We start from the raw sequence: 16,788 nt of genomic DNA, 5'->3' as shown, positions 1-16,788 counted from the left end.
ACAATCACCCTCGACAGCCCGTGGTCTCCAAGCACCGGGGCATCCCGGAAGGACAACAGATGAAGTCAGCTCGTGTGGCAGTTCCCCTGATGGCTCTGGCGCTGTTCGCCGGATGCAGCACCCCGACCGGCGGTACCGCCTTCGAGGTGAACGGTCAGGCCACCAGGATGAGCCAGGTGACCGACTCCGCCAAGGGCTGCGCCGGGATCATCCAGCAGGATGCCGCCATGATCAAGACCGAGGTGGCCAAGATGCTGTTGATGGGTGACCTGGCCACCGAGATCTCCAAGGCGACCAAGGTGGAGCTGACCCCCGCCATGCGCGGCGCTGCGCTCACCAAGCTGCAGGGCGACGCGCTGACGGCTGATCCGCAGTGCGCCACGGCGGTGCGCGGCTTCGCCGACTATGCCGCGCTGGCGGAGAAGCTGGGCCAGGACAAGCTGGCTGCGGCGATGAGCGGCCTGGACGTCAAGGTGAACCCGGTCTTCGGCACCTGGGACGCCAAGAAGGGTACCTTCACCAGCGACTCCGGCTCCCTGTCCACCGAGGACCTGGGCCAGGGCAAGGTCTTCGGCGGGCAGTGAGCTCCCCGTCGGCGCCCGACTGCGGGCAGGTGGCCCGGCTGGCCCAGGTGATGCACCAGCTGCGCACCGGCTGCCCGTGGGATGCCGAACAGACTCATCGCAGCCTGGCCACCTACCTGGTGGAGGAGACCGGCGAGGTGCTGGATGCGATCGAGTCCGGTGACGACGCCGACCTGCGCGAGGAACTGGGTGACCTGCTGCTGCAGGTGGTCTTCCACTGTGAGATCGCCGCTCGGGAGGGGCGTTACGATCTGGACGACGTCGCGCATGACATTGCCGACAAGCTGGTGCGCCGGCACCCCTATGTCTTCACCGACGCCGACATGCCCGAGGACCTGATGGGATCGTGGGAGCAGCGCAAGGGCGCCGAGAAGGGCCGCACCTCATCCCTGGAGGGGATCGCCGAGCGGCTGTCGGCGCTGGCCCGGGCCACCAAGGTCACCTCCCGGGCCCGCAACCACGGCGTCGCGGTGCCCACCGCGGACCAGCCGATCACCGCCGAGGAGGTCGGCCGCCAGGTGCTGGAGCTGGTGCAGCGCGCCCAGGCCAGTGGCGTCGACGCCGACCAGGCCACCCGGGACGCGTTGCGCGCCTTCGAGGCCCAGGTGCGGGCCGTCGAGCACGCGGGCTGAGCCCCTCGCGGTCGCGGCTGGGCCCCGCGGATTGCGCTGGCGGATGAATGCCGCGTGACCTGCAGGCGAACCCCGCGGATGATTCTGGCACCTCCACGTCCGGCCCCGGGATCGGGCCGCTAGGCTGGCGATGGAACATTTTCCATCTTGCGAAAGGCAGATCAGATGGCAACCATCGAATTCATTGACGCCCGGGAAATCCTGGACTCCCGCGGTAACCCCACGGTCGAGGTCCAGGTCATCCTGGACGACGGCGCCGAAGGCCGCGCCGCGGTTCCCTCGGGTGCCTCCACCGGCGCCTTCGAGGCCGTCGAGCTGCGTGACGGTGACAAGGAGCGCTACGACGGCAAGGGCGTGCTGAAGGCCGTCGAGAATGTCGTCGAGACCATCGGCGAAGAGGTGCTGGGCTTTGAGGCCTCCGAGCAGCGTCTGCTCGACCAGGCCATGCTGGAGCTGGACGGCACCGACAACAAGGCCAAGCTGGGCGCCAACGCCATCCTGGGCGTCTCCCTGGCCGTCGCGCACGCCGCCGCCGAGTCGGCCGGCCTGCCGCTGTACCGCTACCTGGGCGGCCCCACCGCCAACATGCTGCCCGTGCCCATGATGAACATCCTCAACGGTGGTTCGCATGCCGACAGCAATGTCGACATCCAGGAGTTCATGATCGCCCCGATCGGCGCCGAGAGCTTCAAGGAGGCCCTGCAGCAGGGCGCGCAGGTCTACCACGCCCTGAAGTCCGTGCTGAAGGAGAAGGGCCTGGCCACCGGTCTGGGTGACGAGGGCGGCTTCGCCCCCAACCTGGAGAGCAACCGCGCCGCGCTGGAGCTGATCGTCGAGGCCATCAAGAAGGCCGGCTTCGAGCCCGGCAAGGAGATCGCCCTGGCCCTGGACGTCGCCGCCAGCGAGTTCTACAACGAGGACGGCAGCTACAACTTCGAAGGTGGCAAGAAGTCGGCCGACGAGATGGTCGAGTACTACGCCAAGCTGGTCGAGGACTTCCCGCTGGTCTCCATCGAGGATCCGCTGAACGAGGATGACTGGGACGGCTGGAAGAAGATGACCGAGCAGATGGGCGACAAGGTGCAGCTGGTCGGCGACGACCTGTTCGTCACCAATGTCGAGCGTCTGCAGAAGGGCATCGACGAGGGTGCCGCCAACGCGCTGCTGGTGAAGGTGAACCAGATCGGCTCGCTGACCGAGACCATCGATGCCGTCACCATGGCCCACCGCGCCGGCTTCCGCTCGATGATGTCGCACCGTTCCGGTGAGACGGAGGACGTCACCATCGCCGACCTCGCCGTGGCCCTGGGCTGCGGCCAGATCAAGTCGGGCGCCCCGGCTCGCTCGGAGCGCGTTGCCAAGTACAACCAGCTGCTGCGCATCGAGGAGGACCTCGACGACGCCGCGGTGTACGCCGGCGCTGCCGCCTTCCCGCGTTTCAAGGCCTGAGCACTGCTCGGAACCTGTAACACTGGGTAGATGGTCAACAAGCCCACACACAACGGTCCGGGTCGCGGTACGCCGCGTACCCGGGCCGTTGCGTCTGCCCGGAACCGCACCCGCACCCCGCGCCAGACCCAACGGGTGGAGGCACCGGACGGTGTCTCGCCACTGGCTGCCGCCGGTGCGCTGCCGCGCCGGATCCGCGGGGTGGGCTTCACCCGTCGGGCCATCGCCCTGCTGGTGGTCTGCGCCGTGCTGCTGCTCAGCGTCGCCTCCAGCCTGCGGGTCTACCTGCGCCAGGAGCGGGAACTGGCCACCGCACAGCAGCAGATCGCCGAACGAACCCAGGCCAATGCCCAGCTGGCCGACGAGATCGAACGCTGGCAGAATCCCGACTTCGTCAAGGCGCAGGCCCGCGAACGACTCGGCTGGGTGGTGCCCGGCGAGGTCGGCTACCGAGTCATCGACGCCAACGGTCAGCCGGTGGGCGGGGGAGTGAGCATCGGTTCGGTCCGCAGTCTGCCCGAGGGTGAGCATGCCACCGCCTGGTGGGATCGGATGGCGGGCTCCCTCGCGGCCGCCGACGAACCGCTGGTGGCCCCGGGCAGTTCCGAGCCCGTCGTGACCGCCTCCCCCGAGCCGAGCAGCACCCTCACCCCGACGAAGAAGCGATAGATGGCACACCTGGAACCGATGAGCCCCGCCGACGAGCAGGCCATCCACGAACAACTCGGCCGGATGCCCCGCGGCGTTGCTGGCGTCGCCTGGCGCTGCCCCTGCGGCAAGCCCGGTGTGGTCGCCACCGAGCCGAGGCTGCCCGACGGCACCCCCTTCCCGACCACCTACTACCTCACCTGCCCGCGCGCCACCTCGGCCTGCTCCACCCTGGAGGCCTCCGGCCTGATGGCCGAGATGACCCAGCGCCTGCAGGACGACGAGGAACTGGCCGCCTCCTACCGCGCCGCGCACGAGGCATACCTGGCCGATCGCGCCGCACTGGGCGAGGTTCCCGAGATCGAGGGGATCAGCGCCGGCGGCATGCCCACCCGGGTGAAGTGCCTGCACGTGCTGGTCGGCCATGCGCTGGCCGCCGGCCCCGGCGTGAACCCGCTGGGGGACGAGGCCGTCGCCAGGCTGGGGGACTTCTGGGCCCGCCCCTGCCTGCAGGAAGCCGAGTGAGCCCGGTTGCCGCGATCGACTGCGGCACCAATTCCATCCGTCTGCTGATCGCCGAAGCCGGACCCGACGGCCAGATGGTGGAGCTCGACCGTCGGCTCGAACTGGTCAGACTGGGGCAGGGCGTCGACGCCACCGGCGAATTCCACCCCGAGGCGCTGGTCCGCACTTTCGCCGCCATCGATGACTATGCCGAGGTGATCCGCCGTTTCGACTGCCAGCGGGTCCGTTTCGTCGCCACCTCCGCGGCGCGGGACGCCCACAACCGGGAGACCTTCTTCGCCGGGGTACGGGATCGGCTTGGCGTCGAGGTGGAGATCATCCCCGGAGACGAGGAGGCCGCCCTCAGCTTCGCCGGCGCCCTGGCCGGGGTCCGTCCCCAGAGCGAACCGGTGCTGGTGATCGACATCGGCGGCGGCTCCACCGAACTGATCCAAGGCGGCTGCGATGCCACCATCAGCCACGCGATCAGCCTGGACATGGGTTCGGTCAGGCTCCGGGAACGCTTCCTGCACAGTGATCCGCCCACCGACGACGAGGTTGGTACCGCCCGGGGATTCGTCGACGCTCTGCTGGAGCGCAGCGGGATCGAATTCGCCTCGGTCAAGAGCTTCATCGGCGTGGCCGGCACCACCACCAGCATGTCGGCCATCCACCAGGGGCTGATGAACTACCAGCGCGAGCTGGTGCACGGTTCGTCGCTCACTCCCGACGAGATCTACCGGCTCGCGGAACGGCTGATGGCCACGCCCGTCGACGAGCTGACCCGGAGCACCTGCCTGCCCGCGAAGCGCGCCGAGGTGATCTGCGCCGGTGCCCTGATCCTCAGCCGGATCGCCCAGCGGGTCTCGGAACCGATGGTGGTCAGCGAGTCCGACATCCTGGACGCCCTGGCGATGGGGTTGCTTGCATAGACTGCGATGTCGGGCCCCCGTAGCCCAACGGCAGAGGCAGGCGGCTTAAACCCGCCACAGTGTGGGTTCGAATCCCATCGGGGGCACCACGGTCCGCGAGGCTGTCGAGGGGCGGTCAGGGGCTTCTCAGGGTCGGGCGCGGAATTCCGGGAGCGGGCGGGGCGTTGCATACACTGAAGGCACCTCCCTGACCAGAAGGAACCAGCCACCATGGCAAACCCGATTCTTTCCCGCCCCGACGCGTTCACCGCGCGCTCCCCGCAGACCTACGCCCAGCAGCCCTATGGCCAGCAGGGTTACGGCCAGCCCGGCTACGCACCGCAGGGCTACGGCCAGCAGGGCTATGACCCGAACTTCGGCCAGATGCCGCAGCAGTTCCAGGCGCCGCAGGGCACCGTCGAGCCGCCGATGACTCTGGACGACGTGGTCAACAAGACCGGCGTCACGATGCTGACGCTGATGGCCTCCGCCGTCGTCGCCTTCCTCTTCCTGCCGCCGGCCCTGCTGATGCCCGCCCTGGTGCTCAGCGGCCTGGTGGGCTTCGTCACCGTCCTGCTGGTGGCCGCCCGCAAGAAGATCAACCCGGGCCTGGTGCTGGCCTACTCGGTGATCGAAGGCATCTTCATCGGCGCCTTCAGCTTCATGTTCGAGTCGATGTACCCGGGCATCGTCACCCAGGCGGTGCTGGGCACCTTCGCCGCCGCCGGTGCCACCCTGGCCGCGTACAAGTTCTTCAACATCCGGGTCAGCAGCAAGGTCCGGCGGATGGTCTTCATCGGTACCGCCGCCTTCGCCGGCGTGATGCTGATCAACTTCGTGCTGTCGCTGTTCGGCATCGACATGGGGATGCGCTCCGGCGTGATCGGCCTCGTCGCCGCCCTGCTGGGCGCCGGCCTGGCGGTCTTCAACCTGGTGATCGACTTCGACGACATCGAGCGCGGCATCGCCGCCAACGCCCCGCGGTCCGAGGCCTGGCGCGCCGCCTTCGGCATCACGGTCACGATGGTCTGGCTCTACACCGAGATCCTGCGGCTGCTCAGCTACTTCCGTCGCTGACCGCCACCTGATCCGACCCGATCGGCCCGCATCCTCATCGAGGGTGCGGGCCGATTCGCATCACCAGGTGGGGACGCCGTCCAGGTGCTTGTCCAGCAGGGAGCGGGCACCCGACGTCCAGGGCAACGACCGCCAGCTGCGCAGTGGGATCCACGCGGCCTGGGCGGTGGTTCCGTCGATGTCGATCACGCTGGGCGTGGTGGGCTCCAGACAGGTCGCGGTGTAGATGATCCGCAGGGCGTGGAAGTCCTCCAGCACCCCATTGGGTGCGCGGCCCACCCAGTGATCGCTCTGCAGGTCGATCAGGCGGTTGATCCGCACCTCCTGGCCCGTCTCCTCGGCCACCTCACGGATGAGTGCTTCCGACGGCGACTCCCCGGGGTTGAGGCCGCCGCCGGGCAATTGCCACAGGCCCGGCACCGCCGTCTTGTCGCTGCACTCGGTGCCCAGCACGCCGCGGCTGGAGCGCACCACCGCGTAGGCGGCGATCCGCTGGTTGTCGATCGGTACCTCGTCGGGACGCAGGTGCAGGTCGGGGTCGATGCCGCGGTGCTTGATCCGGGGCGGTCGCGACGCCGAGTGCCGCGGCTGCACCCGGACGGTCAGCACCACCTCGTCGTCCTCCAGCCGGGCACTGAGCAGGTCGGTCATCACCAGACCGCGTCGCCACAACTGCTGGTGCGGGTGGGCACCATGGTCGATCCGAAAGCGCACCAGTTCCCCGGTTCCGGGTGAACCGACTCCAACGATGCGCATTGATCAATCATGTCACCTTCCGGGCGGGCCCCCGACCTGCCATGCCGGGCTTCGCCGTCAGCGAGAGTGCTCGTGCCAGACGCACCCCATGGGTCCGGTTGGGTACTCTGGGTGTGCATGACGGTCCCGGGCCGTCGGGTCGGCCAAGGAAGGGCAACGATGCAGTTCAATGAGAATGCGACGCTGGACGCCTCGCAAGTGCAGTCCGCCGGCGGCGGTGGCGGCGGCGGGGCCGCGATCGGTGGCGGTCTTGGTCTGATCATCATGATCCTTGGCCTGATCTTCGGCTTCAACCCCGGCGATCTGCTGGGCTCCGCGACGCAGGACTCGGCCACCCAGAATGGTCCGGCCGCCAACCAGTACGCCGAGTGCAAGACCGGCGCCGACGTGAACAGCAACCGGGAATGCCGCTGGGTTGCCTACGTGAACTCCATCCAGGGTTACTGGGAGACGCAGTTCCAGCAGGGCCAGTACGTCAAGGCCCCGACGGTGGCCTTCAGCGGCCGGGTGAACACCGCCTGCGGCGCCGCCACTTCCCAGGTGGGTCCCTTCTACTGCCCCGGTGACAAGAAGGTCTACATCGACACCGAATTCGCCGACCAGCTGCTGCAGCAGCTCGGCGCCAAGGGTGGCGACGGGGCCGAGGCGTACATCTTGGCCCACGAATACGGCCACCACATCTCCAACATCACCGGTCAGCTCGCCAAGTCCCAGTCAGGCGGGTCCGGTCCGGACTCGATGGCCGTGCGCGCCGAGCTGCAGGCTGACTGCTACGCCGGCGCCTGGTTCAAGAATGCCGCCAGCTCCGACCAGAGCGGCATCATCTCCGGCGTGGACCAGGAGGACCTCAACGCGATCGTCGATGCCGCCGCGGCGGTCGGCGACGACCGGATCCAGGCCAGCACCACCGGGCAGGTGAACCCGGAGAGCTGGACCCACGGTTCGGCCAAGATGCGCCAGAACTGGGTCGGCAAGGGCTTCACCTCCGGCGACCCGCAGGTCTGCTCCACGGCCTTCACCGCCAAGAACCTCGAGGCCTGAACCAAGGTTCCCTGAGCCTGTCGAAGGGCCGCTCGCCACACCGGCGAGCGGCCCTTCGTCGCGTTCTCGGCAGGTCAGCCGCCGGCGACGTCGGTGATGTCGGTGCCGCCCAGGGTGGTGATCACCTGCTCACCGCCCACGTCGAAGGTGATCACCGGCAGTGCCATCTGGTAGCGGCGCGAGATCTCGAAGCTGACCGCCTCGCCGGGGTGCCCGGTACTGTCCGGCAGCGTGCGGACCAGCCGGGTCAGCACCTCCGGATCCACCGCCGTTGGTGGGAAGGTCGGCCCGGTGGAGCTTGCCTTGCGCGAGGATTCCCAGGCCGGCACCTTGGCCTGTCGGGTGCGCCGGTCCACCACCCCCGGCTCCTTGCTGGCCGTGTCCGCCCAGAATCCGCCGGACTGGTCCCATCCCATGGCCAGTACCCGTTTGTCCGTGCCGACGGCATCTCGGATGGCCTCCGCGAAGCCCTGCTGGGTGGCGAAGTCGAGCCGGTTGATCGGTGAGCCGTCACGTCGGAAGAAGACCGGCATGGATTCCGGCCGGGTGGTGACGGTCATCAGCACCTCGCCGTGGTCGTACTCGACGATCTGCAGTTCCTGGTTCGCGCTGGAGCCGGAGATCTTGGCGGCCTGGGCGAACAGCGCCCCCAGATCGTCCACGTTGTAATCGGCCGGGGTGAAGGCGGCCTGCTTGATGTACTCGATGTCGCTCTCGACCGGGGTGACCTCGCCATCCGCCCAGCCCCAGGCCACCACCTTGCCGTCCTTGAGGGCACTCAGGGTGGCGCTCTGACTGGTCACGTCCACCTTGATCACCGGCAGCCCACCAGCGGCCTCGACCAGCTGGTCCACGGCCTTGCGGGCCGTCTTGGGGCGGGTCAGGTCCACCCTCGGCGTGGCGCTCGCGCTGGGGGAGGCGGACGGGCTGGGCGAGCCGCTGCCCGGATTGCAGGCCGTCGGGGCGAGGGCGAGCGTCAGGGCGGCGATGCCGGCCCCGAGCCGCTGTCGTCCCCGCTCTCCAAGCACCGGGCAAGACTACCCGCCGGCCGTGTCGCCAGCCGGGCCCTACACGCCCGCGGCGCGAACCGGCTTGCGCAGCCACCGCCCCCAACCGGTGGGGGCCGCTGCCGCGTCGCAGAGCCCTCGGTGAGCGCCTGTTCCCGAAGCCCGCGGGCACCCCGTTTTGCCTTGTGAAGTGGTGATCAAGCCGTGCCGGTGACATTGATCACTCGGCTTGCCGGATTCCTTCCGAAGCACCGCCGGGAGGGCTAGGCTCTCGTTACACCGGTTCCCAAACCGGGGCCGGTGGATTCTCGACGTTGCTATGACAGCAAGAAAGAGGTCCCGACATGTCCGAACAGATTCCTGGCGAGGCGCCCGGCGCGACCAAGGACACCGCCGTTCGCGTGAGCCGGCAGGTGTCCCACCCGATCAAGGACGTTTGGAAAGTGCTGCTGACCGATGAGGGCACCGAAGCCCTGCTCGGAGCCGGCGGCAAACTCGGTGACAAGGGCCATACCTGGCAGGCCGACGACGGCACCCATGGCGTCACCCGGAGTTTCCACGCGATGGAACAGATCCGATTCAGCTGGCACCGGGACGAGGATGCCCCGGCCACGATCGTCGATCTGGAACTGCGCGAACTGGATGACGAGCACACCGAGCTGGAGATCGTGCACGACAAGCTGCCCGACGACGCCGATCACGAATGGCTGACCGAACACTGGACCAAGGCACTCGAGCGGATCGCCGCCGACGCCCTGTGAGACAGCTCGACAGAGCATTGGGAGGGTCGCCCACCGCACGATGGTGGGCGGCCCTTCGTCGTCCGGGTGGCTGACGCTCTGGGCGAAACCAGCCGTGCTCGGCGGCCGCAGGGCCCACAAGGGCGGTGGACGCCGTTACGCTTCAGACATGAAGTTTCTCAAATGGCTGTTCCTCCTCCTGGGCCTCGCTGGCCTGATCGCTGGCGGCATCCTGCTCGCCAATGTGTGGATCGACCTCGGACGGCTGTGGGCCGCCGTGCGCGGCTACAACACCGGCGTTGGCGACCCGACCAAGAAGATCATGATGACCGTGGGTCTGGGCACGCTCGGTGGCCTGCTGCTGGGCATCGGTCTTGGCCTGCCCGGCCGCACCAGCCGGTCGGTGCGCAACCAGTACAAGAATGACCTCGAGGCGCGTGGCGTCGTGGTCGACACCGAGAAGCAGAACTGAGGTAGCTGATGGGTATCTTCGACATCCTTCGTGGCCAGAAGCACGACGTCAGCGTCACCCGCAGCGCCCTGGACCAGGCCAATGACCCCGGCGGTGATGACAATGCGATCACCAAGCTGATCGAGAACATCCTGCAGATCGGCATCGATGGGCGCCGTCCCTTCGACTCGGCCACCATGGTGGCCGATGACGCCCTGGAGTCGGCGGGTGGTGACGTGGAGAAGGCCGTCAACAAGGTGGTTCGCAGCCATGTCACCTCCGGTGCCGCCGGCGGCCTGCTGACCAGCCTGGGCGGCTTCGTCACCATGCCGGTGGCCATCCCCGCCAACCTGCTGGAGTTCTACGTTCAGGCCACTCGGATGACCGCGGCCGTCGCCAAGCTGCGCGGCTATGACATCCACCAGCCCAACATCCGCACCGCGATCCTGCTCACCTTGGTGGGCTCGAATGCGGAGGACGTGATGGCCAAGGCGGGCGTCGTCACCGGTACGGGCCGACTGACCACCATGGCGCTGCGCAACCTGCCGCGCCCGGCGATGATGATGGTCAACAAGGCCGTCGGATTCCGGCTGCTGCGCAGCGTGGGGGAGAGCACCTTGGCCAAGCTGGGCAAGGGCGTGCCGGTCCTCGGTGGTGCCGTGGGCGGCGTCGTCGACGGCTACATGATGAACAAGATCGCCGAGCAGGCGCTCAAGGAGTTCCCCACCTACGCGGCCGCTGCCGCCAATGAGGGTCCCTCGCAGACCGTCTGACCCGACGGGTCCACGGCCGCCGTCCCAGTCCTGGGGCGGCGGCCGTCGCCATTGACGATGGTTCTGCGGCGCACCGCTCAGCCGGCCGGGGTGGCCCAGTCGAAGCCGGGGACGGCGGCCGCATAGCTCGCCAGGAAGCTCTGGCTGGCCTCCATGGCGCTGGTCCGGCCGGTGCGCACGTCCTTCTCCAGCCGGGCGCGCAGCTCCCGCAGGTCGGCGGTGGCGCGCATCGAGTCCAGCAGGGTGGATTCGGTCTGCGAGCGCATCCACACCACCTGCTGCTCGGCCCGGTGCTGCGCCAGACCGCGATTCTCGTCCAGCCAGGCGCGGTGGTCCAGCACCGCCTGCCAGACCTCGTCGAGGCTGATCCGCTGCAGCGCGGAGCAGGTCATCACCGGCACCCGACGGTCGCCGGACTGCTGCACCAGCTTCATCGCGATGCTCAGTTCGCGCGCGGTCACCCGGGCCTCGCCGGCATTGTCGCCGTCGGCCTTGTTCACCGCGATCACATCGGTGATCTCCAGGATGCCGCGCTTGATGCCCTGCAACTGGTCACCGGAACGGGCCAGGGCCAGCATCAGGAAGGTGTCCACCATGCCGGCCACCGCCACCTCGGACTGGCCGACGCCGACGGTCTCGACGATGATCACGTCGTAGCCGGCGGCCTCCACCACCAGCATCGCCTCGCGGGTGGCACGGGCGACGCCGCCCAGATGGTTGCCGCTGGGGGAGGGGCGGACGAAGGCATTGGGGCTCTGGGTCAGCTCGCCCATTCGGGTGCGGTCACCCAGCACGGAGCCGCCGGTGCGGGTGCTGGAGGGGTCGACGGCCAGCACCGCCACCTTGTGCCCCTGCTCGATCAGCCGCTGGCCCATGGAGTTGATGAAGGTCGACTTTCCGGCGCCGGGCACGCCGGAGATGCCCACCCGGACGGCATTGCTCGGGGTGGCGGTCAGCTCCGTCAACAGCTGGCGGGCCAGCGGACGGTGGGCGGGCAGCTTGGACTCGACGAGGGTGATGGCCTGGGCCACGGCGGCGCGATCGGATTCGCGCACTCCCCGGGCCAGCGTCGGGACGTCGAACTTGCGGGGCATCGTTGCTTCCTTCGATCTGTTTGTCTACTGGATGCTATTGGTTTCGGGTGGAAAGCGCCTCGGGCGGTCCGAGCGAGCTCGAACCGCCCGAGGCGATCAATCATGTGCCTGGTCAGGCATCCATGGCCTGACGCATCTTGTCGATCAGGCTGACCACACACGACGGGATGTTGGTGCCCGGCGGGTAGATGTCAACCGCACCGGCCTTGCGCAGATCCTCGAAGTCCTGCTCGGGGATCACGCCGCCGACGACGATCAGGATGTCCTGACGGCCGAGCTTGTCCAGCTCGGCGCGCAGCGCGGGCACCAGCGTGAGGTGACCGGCTGCCAGCGAGGAGACACCGACGACGTGCACGTCGGCCTCGACGGCCTGCGCCGCCGCCTCCTCGGGGGTCTGGAAGAGCGGGCCCACGTCGACGTCGAAACCGAGATCGGCGAAGGCCGTGGCGATCACCTTCTGGCCTCGGTCGTGACCGTCCTGGCCCATCTTGGCGATCATGATGCGCGGGCGACGGCCCTCGGCCTCCTCGAAGGCCTCAACCGCCTTGCGAGCCTCTTCCATGGCAGACGATCCTTCCGCTTCCTTGGAGTACACGCCGCTGATCGTGCGGATCTGCGCGGTGTAACGGCCGAAGACCTCCTCGAGCGCGTCCGACAGCTCGCCGAGGCTGGCCTGGGCGCGCATGGCGTCGATGGCCACCTTGAGCAGGTTGCGCTCCGGATCGGTCGGGTCGGGATTGGCGGCGGCCCAGGTGACCTTCTCCAGGGCGGCCTTGCAGGCAGCCTCGTCCCGCTCGGCGCGCAGCTTCTCCAGCTTGGCGATCTGCTCGGCGCGCACCTTGGCGTTGTCCACCTTGAGAACCTCGAGCGGCTCCGGGTTGTCCAACAGGTATTTGTTGACGCCGATCACCGGCTGGCGACCGGAGTCGATCCGCGCCTGGGTCCGGGCCGCGGCCTCCTCGATGCGCATCTTCGGGATGCCCTGCTCGATGGCCTTGGCCATGCCGCCGGCCTCCTCGACCTCCTGGATGAGGCTCCAGGCCTTCTCCGCGAGGTCGTGGGTGAGCTGCTCGACGTAGGTGGAACCGGCCCACGGATCGATGACGCGGCAGTTGCCCGACTCCTGCTGGATGAACAGCTGGGTGTTGCGGGCGATCCGGGCGCTGAAGTCCGTCGGCAGGGCGATGGCCTCGTCGAGTGCATTGGTGTGCAGCGACTGGGTCTGGCCCTGGGTGGAGGCCATGGCCTCGATGCAGGTACGCACCACGTTGTTGTAGACGTCCTGGGCGGTCAGCGACCAGCCGGAGGTCTGCGAGTGGGTGCGCAGGCTCATCGACTTCGGGTTCTTCGGGTCGAACTGCTTCACCAGACGTGCCCAGAGCATGCGCGCCGCACGCATCTTGGCAACCTCCATGAAGAAGTTGGTGCCGATGGCCCAGAAGAAGCTCAACCGCGGGGCGAAGGCGTCGACGTTCAGGCCCACGGACTCGCCGGCGCGGATGTACTCCACGCCGTCGGCCAAGGTGTAGGCCATCTCGATGTCGGCCGTCGCGCCGGCTTCCTGCATGTGGTAGCCGGAGATGGAGATCGAGTTGAACTTGGGCATGTTCGCGCTGGTGAAGGCGAAGATGTCCGCGATGATCCGCATCGACGGCAGCGGCGGGTAGATGTAGGTGTTACGAACCATGAACTCCTTGAGGATGTCGTTCTGGATCGTGCCGGCCAGCTGCTCCGGCTTCACCCCCTGCTCCTCGGCCGCCACGATGTAGAGGGCGAGGACGGGCAGAACGGCACCATTCATGGTCATCGACACGCTCATCCGGTCCAGCGGGATGCCGTCGAAGAGCTGGCGCATGTCCAGGATGGAGTCGACGGCCACGCCGGCCATGCCCACGTCACCGGTCACCCGCGGGTGGTCGGAGTCGTAGCCGCGGTGGGTGGCGAGGTCGAAGGCGATCGACAGACCCTTCTGGCCCGCCGCCAGGTTGCGACGGTAGAAGGCATTCGACTCGGCAGCCGTCGAGAAGCCGGCGTACTGACGAATCGTCCACGGCTGGTTGGTGTACATGGTGGCGTACGGGCCGCGGAGGAAGGGCGGGAGACCGGGCATGGTCTCCAGGAAGTCCAGGTTCTCGTAGACGTCCTTGCCGTAGATGTGCTCGACCGGGATCTGCTCGGGGGTCACCCACTGCTCGACAGCGGGGGCCTGGGCGAGCAGCTGCTCGAACTGGGCCTGGGCGTCGGCCGGGACGGCCTGGTCACCCAGCGGGATGGAATCGAAACGTACCTCGGTGCTCACTTGGAGACTCCCAACGTGTCGAGGGTGGTGCCGAGGAGTTCGACGACATTGGCGCCCATGGCGACGGTGCCGTCAATCACTCCCTCGGCCTCGGATGCGCCCTCGCCCAGCTCCTTCAGGTTGCCGGCCAGGTACACGACCTTGGCGCCGGCCTCCTTCAGGGCCTTGGCGACGGGCAGTGCCTGCTCGGCATAGACCTTGGCATTCGAGCACAGGCAGGCAACCGGGGTGGCAGCCTGCTTGAAGGCCTCGACGATCTCCTCGGTCGAGCCGCCCTCGGCCTTCGGCGTGGGCAGGCCCGCGACGTGGAAGAGGTTGCCGGCGAAGCCCTCGCGGGCGCCGAAGTCGCGGCGCTCGCCCAGGCAGGCCAGGAAGACCGTGGCATTGGGCTGGGCCTTGACGGCGTCGCGCATGGCCTCGAAGACCTCGGAGTCGCGGTGCCATTCCAGACCCGCGAACTTCGGGGCCTCGGGACGCGGCCGGGCGGTGGTGACGTCCAGCTCCTCGGGGTTCGGGAACTCCGAGACACCGGTGATCGGCTTCTTGCGGGTGGCCAGACGCTTGGCGCGCTCGGCGATCACGGGCTCCAGCTCGGCCTTGGGCAGGCCATCGGCCAGCGCCTTGACCATGCCGCCGGCGGCCTCGATCTTGCCGAAGACGCCCCAGGCGGCCTCGGCGAGCTTCTTGGTCAGCGCCTCGACGTACCAGGAGCCACCAGCCGGATCGTTCACCCGGACGATGTTGGACTCCTCCGCCAGGATCACCTGCGTGTTGCGGGCGATGCGACGGCTGAAGTCACCGGGCAGGCCCCAAGCGGTGTCGAAGGGCAGGACGGTGATCGCCTCGGCCCCACCGATACCGGCACCGAAGGTGCTGATGGTGGCGCGCAGCATGTTGACATAGGCGTCGTCGCGGGTGATCTCGCGCCAGGAGGTGACGGCGTGCTGACGAGCACCCCGCTTGGCCTCGGTGACGCCGAAGACCTCGCCAACCTTGGACCAGGCGGTGCGCAGCGCGCGCAGCTTGGCGATGGTGGCGAACTGGTCGACGGTGGCGGTGACCCGGAAGTCGATGGTGTCGAAGGCTTGATCGGGGGTGAGCCCCTGCTCGACGAGGGCCCGGACATACTCCGCACCGGTGGCCAGCGCAAAGGCCAGCTCGTGCACGTCGCCGGCGCCGGCATTGTGCCAGATGGTGGCATCCACCACGATGGCGCGGGAGGCCCGCATGCCGTCCAGCTTCTTGACCCATTCGGCCAGGGATCCGAGTTCCGGGGAGCTGCCGTTCAGGGCGGCCAGACCGATCGGGTCCAGGCCCAGCACCGCGGACTTGTGGTTGCGCGGCTTGTCGCTGGCATCCATCACGGACAGCAGCGCCTCGGCAGCGGCCTCCTGATCGGTGCGGCTCGACACCTCGACGGTGATCAGTTCGAGCAGCACACCCTCAAGGTTGCGGGCCAGATCCTCGGCCTTGACGGCGTCGGGATCGATCCGGAACCACAGGCTGCTGGCACCGCGCTCCAGGTCGGTGAGCACCGCCTGGCTGGTGAAGGCGGCATCGGGATCCTCGTGCAGGGCACGCACATCCCAGGCATCCGCCTCACCGTTGTGCACCGTGGTGCCACGAGTGAAGGGGGCGACGCCGGGAACACCGAGGTTCTCCGGGGCGTCTTCCAGGGTGTAGATCGGCGCGATCTCGATGCCGTCCACGGTGGTCGTGACCAGTCGGGCAACCGCCTGGTCGCCGGTCAGTAGCTTGTCTTCGGGACGTCCGCGGTTCAGGACTTTGGCCGCTGCTTCGCGCCACTTGTCCATCCCCGGCTTCGCGAAGTCGCTGGCGAGCGTGAACTCTCCAGCACCCCCGCGGGCGTCCGGCTCGGTCGTTGTCATGGGACTCCTGCTCCGATGAGGTTGTCGTCGGCCCCCGGTAAGAGCGGCCGACCTGACGTGTGGGCTCCTCGGTTCCGTTCTGGTGGCGACGTTGTGTACCCGGGAACACCCTGCAGGACTGATCCCGGCCGCACGCCGCCCACGCGCACACCTGGCTGGCGTGGCGCCGCTGGCAGGTATTCGGACTCGTGGGCACTTCGCCGTCAGGCGTCTTCCTCGACCACCGCTTCCCAGGCCCAGACCCAGTGCTTTCATCCGGTGGGGCAGTCGCCTGCTCCACGTATGGCGTGCGATCCCTCGCATGCCGGATGGGTGGTGTTGTTCCCATTCACCGCTGCGGGACAGTTCCGGAGTCACACCGGATTCCCTCTTGCGCCGGCCCGTGTGCACAGGCCGAACCAGCACTTCAACCCTAGCGGGGAGGCACCCGCCGTGGGGCAGGCGGGGTGAGAAATTGGGATGTGTGGTCTGACCGTATGAAGTGGCCGCTCACTTGGGCGGCGAGTCGTAGCGTCGCCCATAGTCAGGGAGTGGACGGTGGTGCGGGTGATGGGTCTCTGCCACGTGAGTGGACGGCGGCCTCGCAAGTGGCTATAGTTCTTTCTCGCGCCTCATGGCCCGGAGCGATCCGGGGCATGGTGACGCCAGATCGGCTGGAGACAGTGGATTTGCAACGGAAAGTTCGATGAACTAAAGTTGAACGAGTTGCCGCAAGGCAGCACAGCAGTGAGCCAGGCATCGTTTCGGCGGTGTGAAACTCACAGCTCGAAGAACTCAGAGTTGACACTCCAGGGTGAAGCGAGTAAGCTTGATCGAGTTGCCCCAAGCGGAAGACCGGATGGTTGGATGTGCGGGTTGTGCCCGAAACTTGAGAACTCAACAGCGTGTCTAAAGTCAATGCCAAGTTTTACCCGTGGCTATTGCAGTGGATCC

Annotated in this window: 16 protein-coding genes, 1 tRNA gene and 1 riboswitch; of the genes, 12 read left to right on the top strand and 5 right to left on the bottom strand. The window is 67.9% G+C overall.

The features are described from left to right. Positions 1 to 59: 59 nt before the first annotated feature. The 8 genes from AAEX57_RS10590 (at position 60) to AAEX57_RS10555 (ending at position 5,805) form a co-directional block, all read left to right on the top strand. Positions 60 to 584, top strand: a complete 525-nt coding sequence (locus AAEX57_RS10590; RefSeq protein WP_342092222.1) for a hypothetical protein — start codon at positions 60 to 62, stop codon at positions 582 to 584. Next, complete coding sequence (locus tag AAEX57_RS10585) at positions 581 to 1,216, top strand: MazG family protein (protein WP_446721139.1); 636 nt, start codon at positions 581 to 583, stop codon at positions 1,214 to 1,216. Before AAEX57_RS10590 ends, AAEX57_RS10585 begins: the two co-directional genes overlap by 4 nt. Before the next feature lie 165 nt (positions 1,217 to 1,381). Further along, positions 1,382 to 2,665 carry a phosphopyruvate hydratase gene (eno, locus tag AAEX57_RS10580; RefSeq protein ID WP_342092223.1) on the top strand — a complete coding sequence of 428 codons (1,284 nt, stop codon included), beginning with the start codon at positions 1,382 to 1,384 and terminating at the stop codon, positions 2,663 to 2,665. 30 nt (positions 2,666 to 2,695) lie between these two features. Further along, the gene (locus tag AAEX57_RS10575) at positions 2,696 to 3,334 is read left to right on the top strand and encodes an FtsB family cell division protein (protein ID WP_342092224.1); all 639 of its coding nucleotides are present in this window, start codon (positions 2,696 to 2,698) and stop codon (positions 3,332 to 3,334) included. Then, positions 3,335 to 3,838, top strand: coding sequence for a DUF501 domain-containing protein (locus AAEX57_RS10570; protein WP_342092225.1), 504 nt, complete (start codon positions 3,335 to 3,337; stop codon positions 3,836 to 3,838). Continuing rightward, positions 3,835 to 4,749: a Ppx/GppA phosphatase family protein gene (locus AAEX57_RS10565; RefSeq protein ID WP_342092226.1), complete on the top strand. Its 915-nt coding sequence runs from the start codon at positions 3,835 to 3,837 to the stop codon at positions 4,747 to 4,749. Before AAEX57_RS10570 ends, AAEX57_RS10565 begins: the two co-directional genes overlap by 4 nt. Positions 4,750 to 4,762: 13 nt before the next feature. Further along, a tRNA-Leu gene (locus tag AAEX57_RS10560) sits at positions 4,763 to 4,838 on the top strand. Between the two features lie 121 nt (positions 4,839 to 4,959). Further along, a complete protein-coding gene (locus AAEX57_RS10555; RefSeq protein ID WP_342092227.1) occupies positions 4,960 to 5,805 on the top strand; it encodes a Bax inhibitor-1/YccA family protein in 846 nt (281 codons plus the stop codon). Positions 5,806 to 5,865: 60 nt separating this feature from the next. On the opposite strand, the gene AAEX57_RS10550 is transcribed toward AAEX57_RS10555, so the two are convergent. Next, on the bottom strand, positions 5,866 to 6,561 hold the full coding sequence (locus AAEX57_RS10550; protein ID WP_342092228.1) for an NUDIX hydrolase: 696 nt from the start codon (positions 6,559 to 6,561) through the stop codon (positions 5,866 to 5,868). A gap of 159 nt (positions 6,562 to 6,720) precedes the next feature. Between AAEX57_RS10550 and ypfJ the strand changes: the two genes are divergently transcribed. Beyond that, positions 6,721 to 7,602: a KPN_02809 family neutral zinc metallopeptidase gene (gene ypfJ / locus AAEX57_RS10545; protein ID WP_342092229.1), complete on the top strand. Its 882-nt coding sequence runs from the start codon at positions 6,721 to 6,723 to the stop codon at positions 7,600 to 7,602. A gap of 74 nt (positions 7,603 to 7,676) precedes the next feature. Here ypfJ and AAEX57_RS10540 read toward each other — a convergent pair whose 3' ends face one another. Beyond that, a complete protein-coding gene (locus AAEX57_RS10540) occupies positions 7,677 to 8,630 on the bottom strand; it encodes a hypothetical protein (RefSeq protein WP_342092230.1) in 954 nt (317 codons plus the stop codon). 323 nt (positions 8,631 to 8,953) lie between these two features. On the opposite strand from AAEX57_RS10540, the gene AAEX57_RS10535 reads away from it, so the two are divergent. From AAEX57_RS10535 to AAEX57_RS10525, 3 genes are all read left to right on the top strand, one after another. After that, entirely contained in the window at positions 8,954 to 9,370 is a 417-nt protein-coding gene (locus AAEX57_RS10535; RefSeq protein WP_342092231.1) for an SRPBCC family protein, read from the top strand. Positions 9,371 to 9,518: 148 nt separating this feature from the next. Further along, positions 9,519 to 9,821 (top strand): hypothetical protein, encoded by a 303-nt coding sequence (locus tag AAEX57_RS10530; protein WP_342092232.1) that lies wholly within the window; start codon positions 9,519 to 9,521, stop codon positions 9,819 to 9,821. An 8-nt stretch (positions 9,822 to 9,829) separates the two neighbouring features. Then, on the top strand, positions 9,830 to 10,573 hold the full coding sequence (locus tag AAEX57_RS10525) for an EcsC family protein (RefSeq protein WP_342092233.1): 744 nt from the start codon (positions 9,830 to 9,832) through the stop codon (positions 10,571 to 10,573). A 77-nt stretch (positions 10,574 to 10,650) separates the two neighbouring features. Here AAEX57_RS10525 and meaB read toward each other — a convergent pair whose 3' ends face one another. The 3 genes from meaB to mutA all read right to left on the bottom strand — a co-directional run bounded on the left by meaB (position 10,651) and on the right by mutA (position 15,855). Next, positions 10,651 to 11,667, bottom strand: a complete 1,017-nt coding sequence (gene meaB / locus AAEX57_RS10520) for a methylmalonyl Co-A mutase-associated GTPase MeaB (RefSeq protein WP_342092234.1) — start codon at positions 11,665 to 11,667, stop codon at positions 10,651 to 10,653. 112 nt (positions 11,668 to 11,779) lie between these two features. Beyond that, positions 11,780 to 13,966, bottom strand: coding sequence for a methylmalonyl-CoA mutase (scpA, locus tag AAEX57_RS10515; protein WP_342092235.1), 2,187 nt, complete (start codon positions 13,964 to 13,966; stop codon positions 11,780 to 11,782). After that, positions 13,963 to 15,855 carry a methylmalonyl-CoA mutase small subunit gene (mutA, locus tag AAEX57_RS10510; RefSeq protein ID WP_342092236.1) on the bottom strand — a complete coding sequence of 631 codons (1,893 nt, stop codon included), beginning with the start codon at positions 15,853 to 15,855 and terminating at the stop codon, positions 13,963 to 13,965. Before mutA ends, scpA begins: the two co-directional genes overlap by 4 nt. Before the next feature lie 154 nt (positions 15,856 to 16,009). Continuing rightward, positions 16,010 to 16,273: riboswitch (cobalamin riboswitch) on the bottom strand. Between the last annotated feature and the right edge of the window lie 515 nt (positions 16,274 to 16,788).

This window comes from Luteococcus sp. H91 (assembly GCF_038433135.1).
Lineage (GTDB): Bacteria > Actinomycetota > Actinomycetes > Propionibacteriales > Propionibacteriaceae > Luteococcus.
Note: the sequence above shows the minus strand (reverse complement) of the source record. Positions and strands in the feature narration are given on the sequence as shown.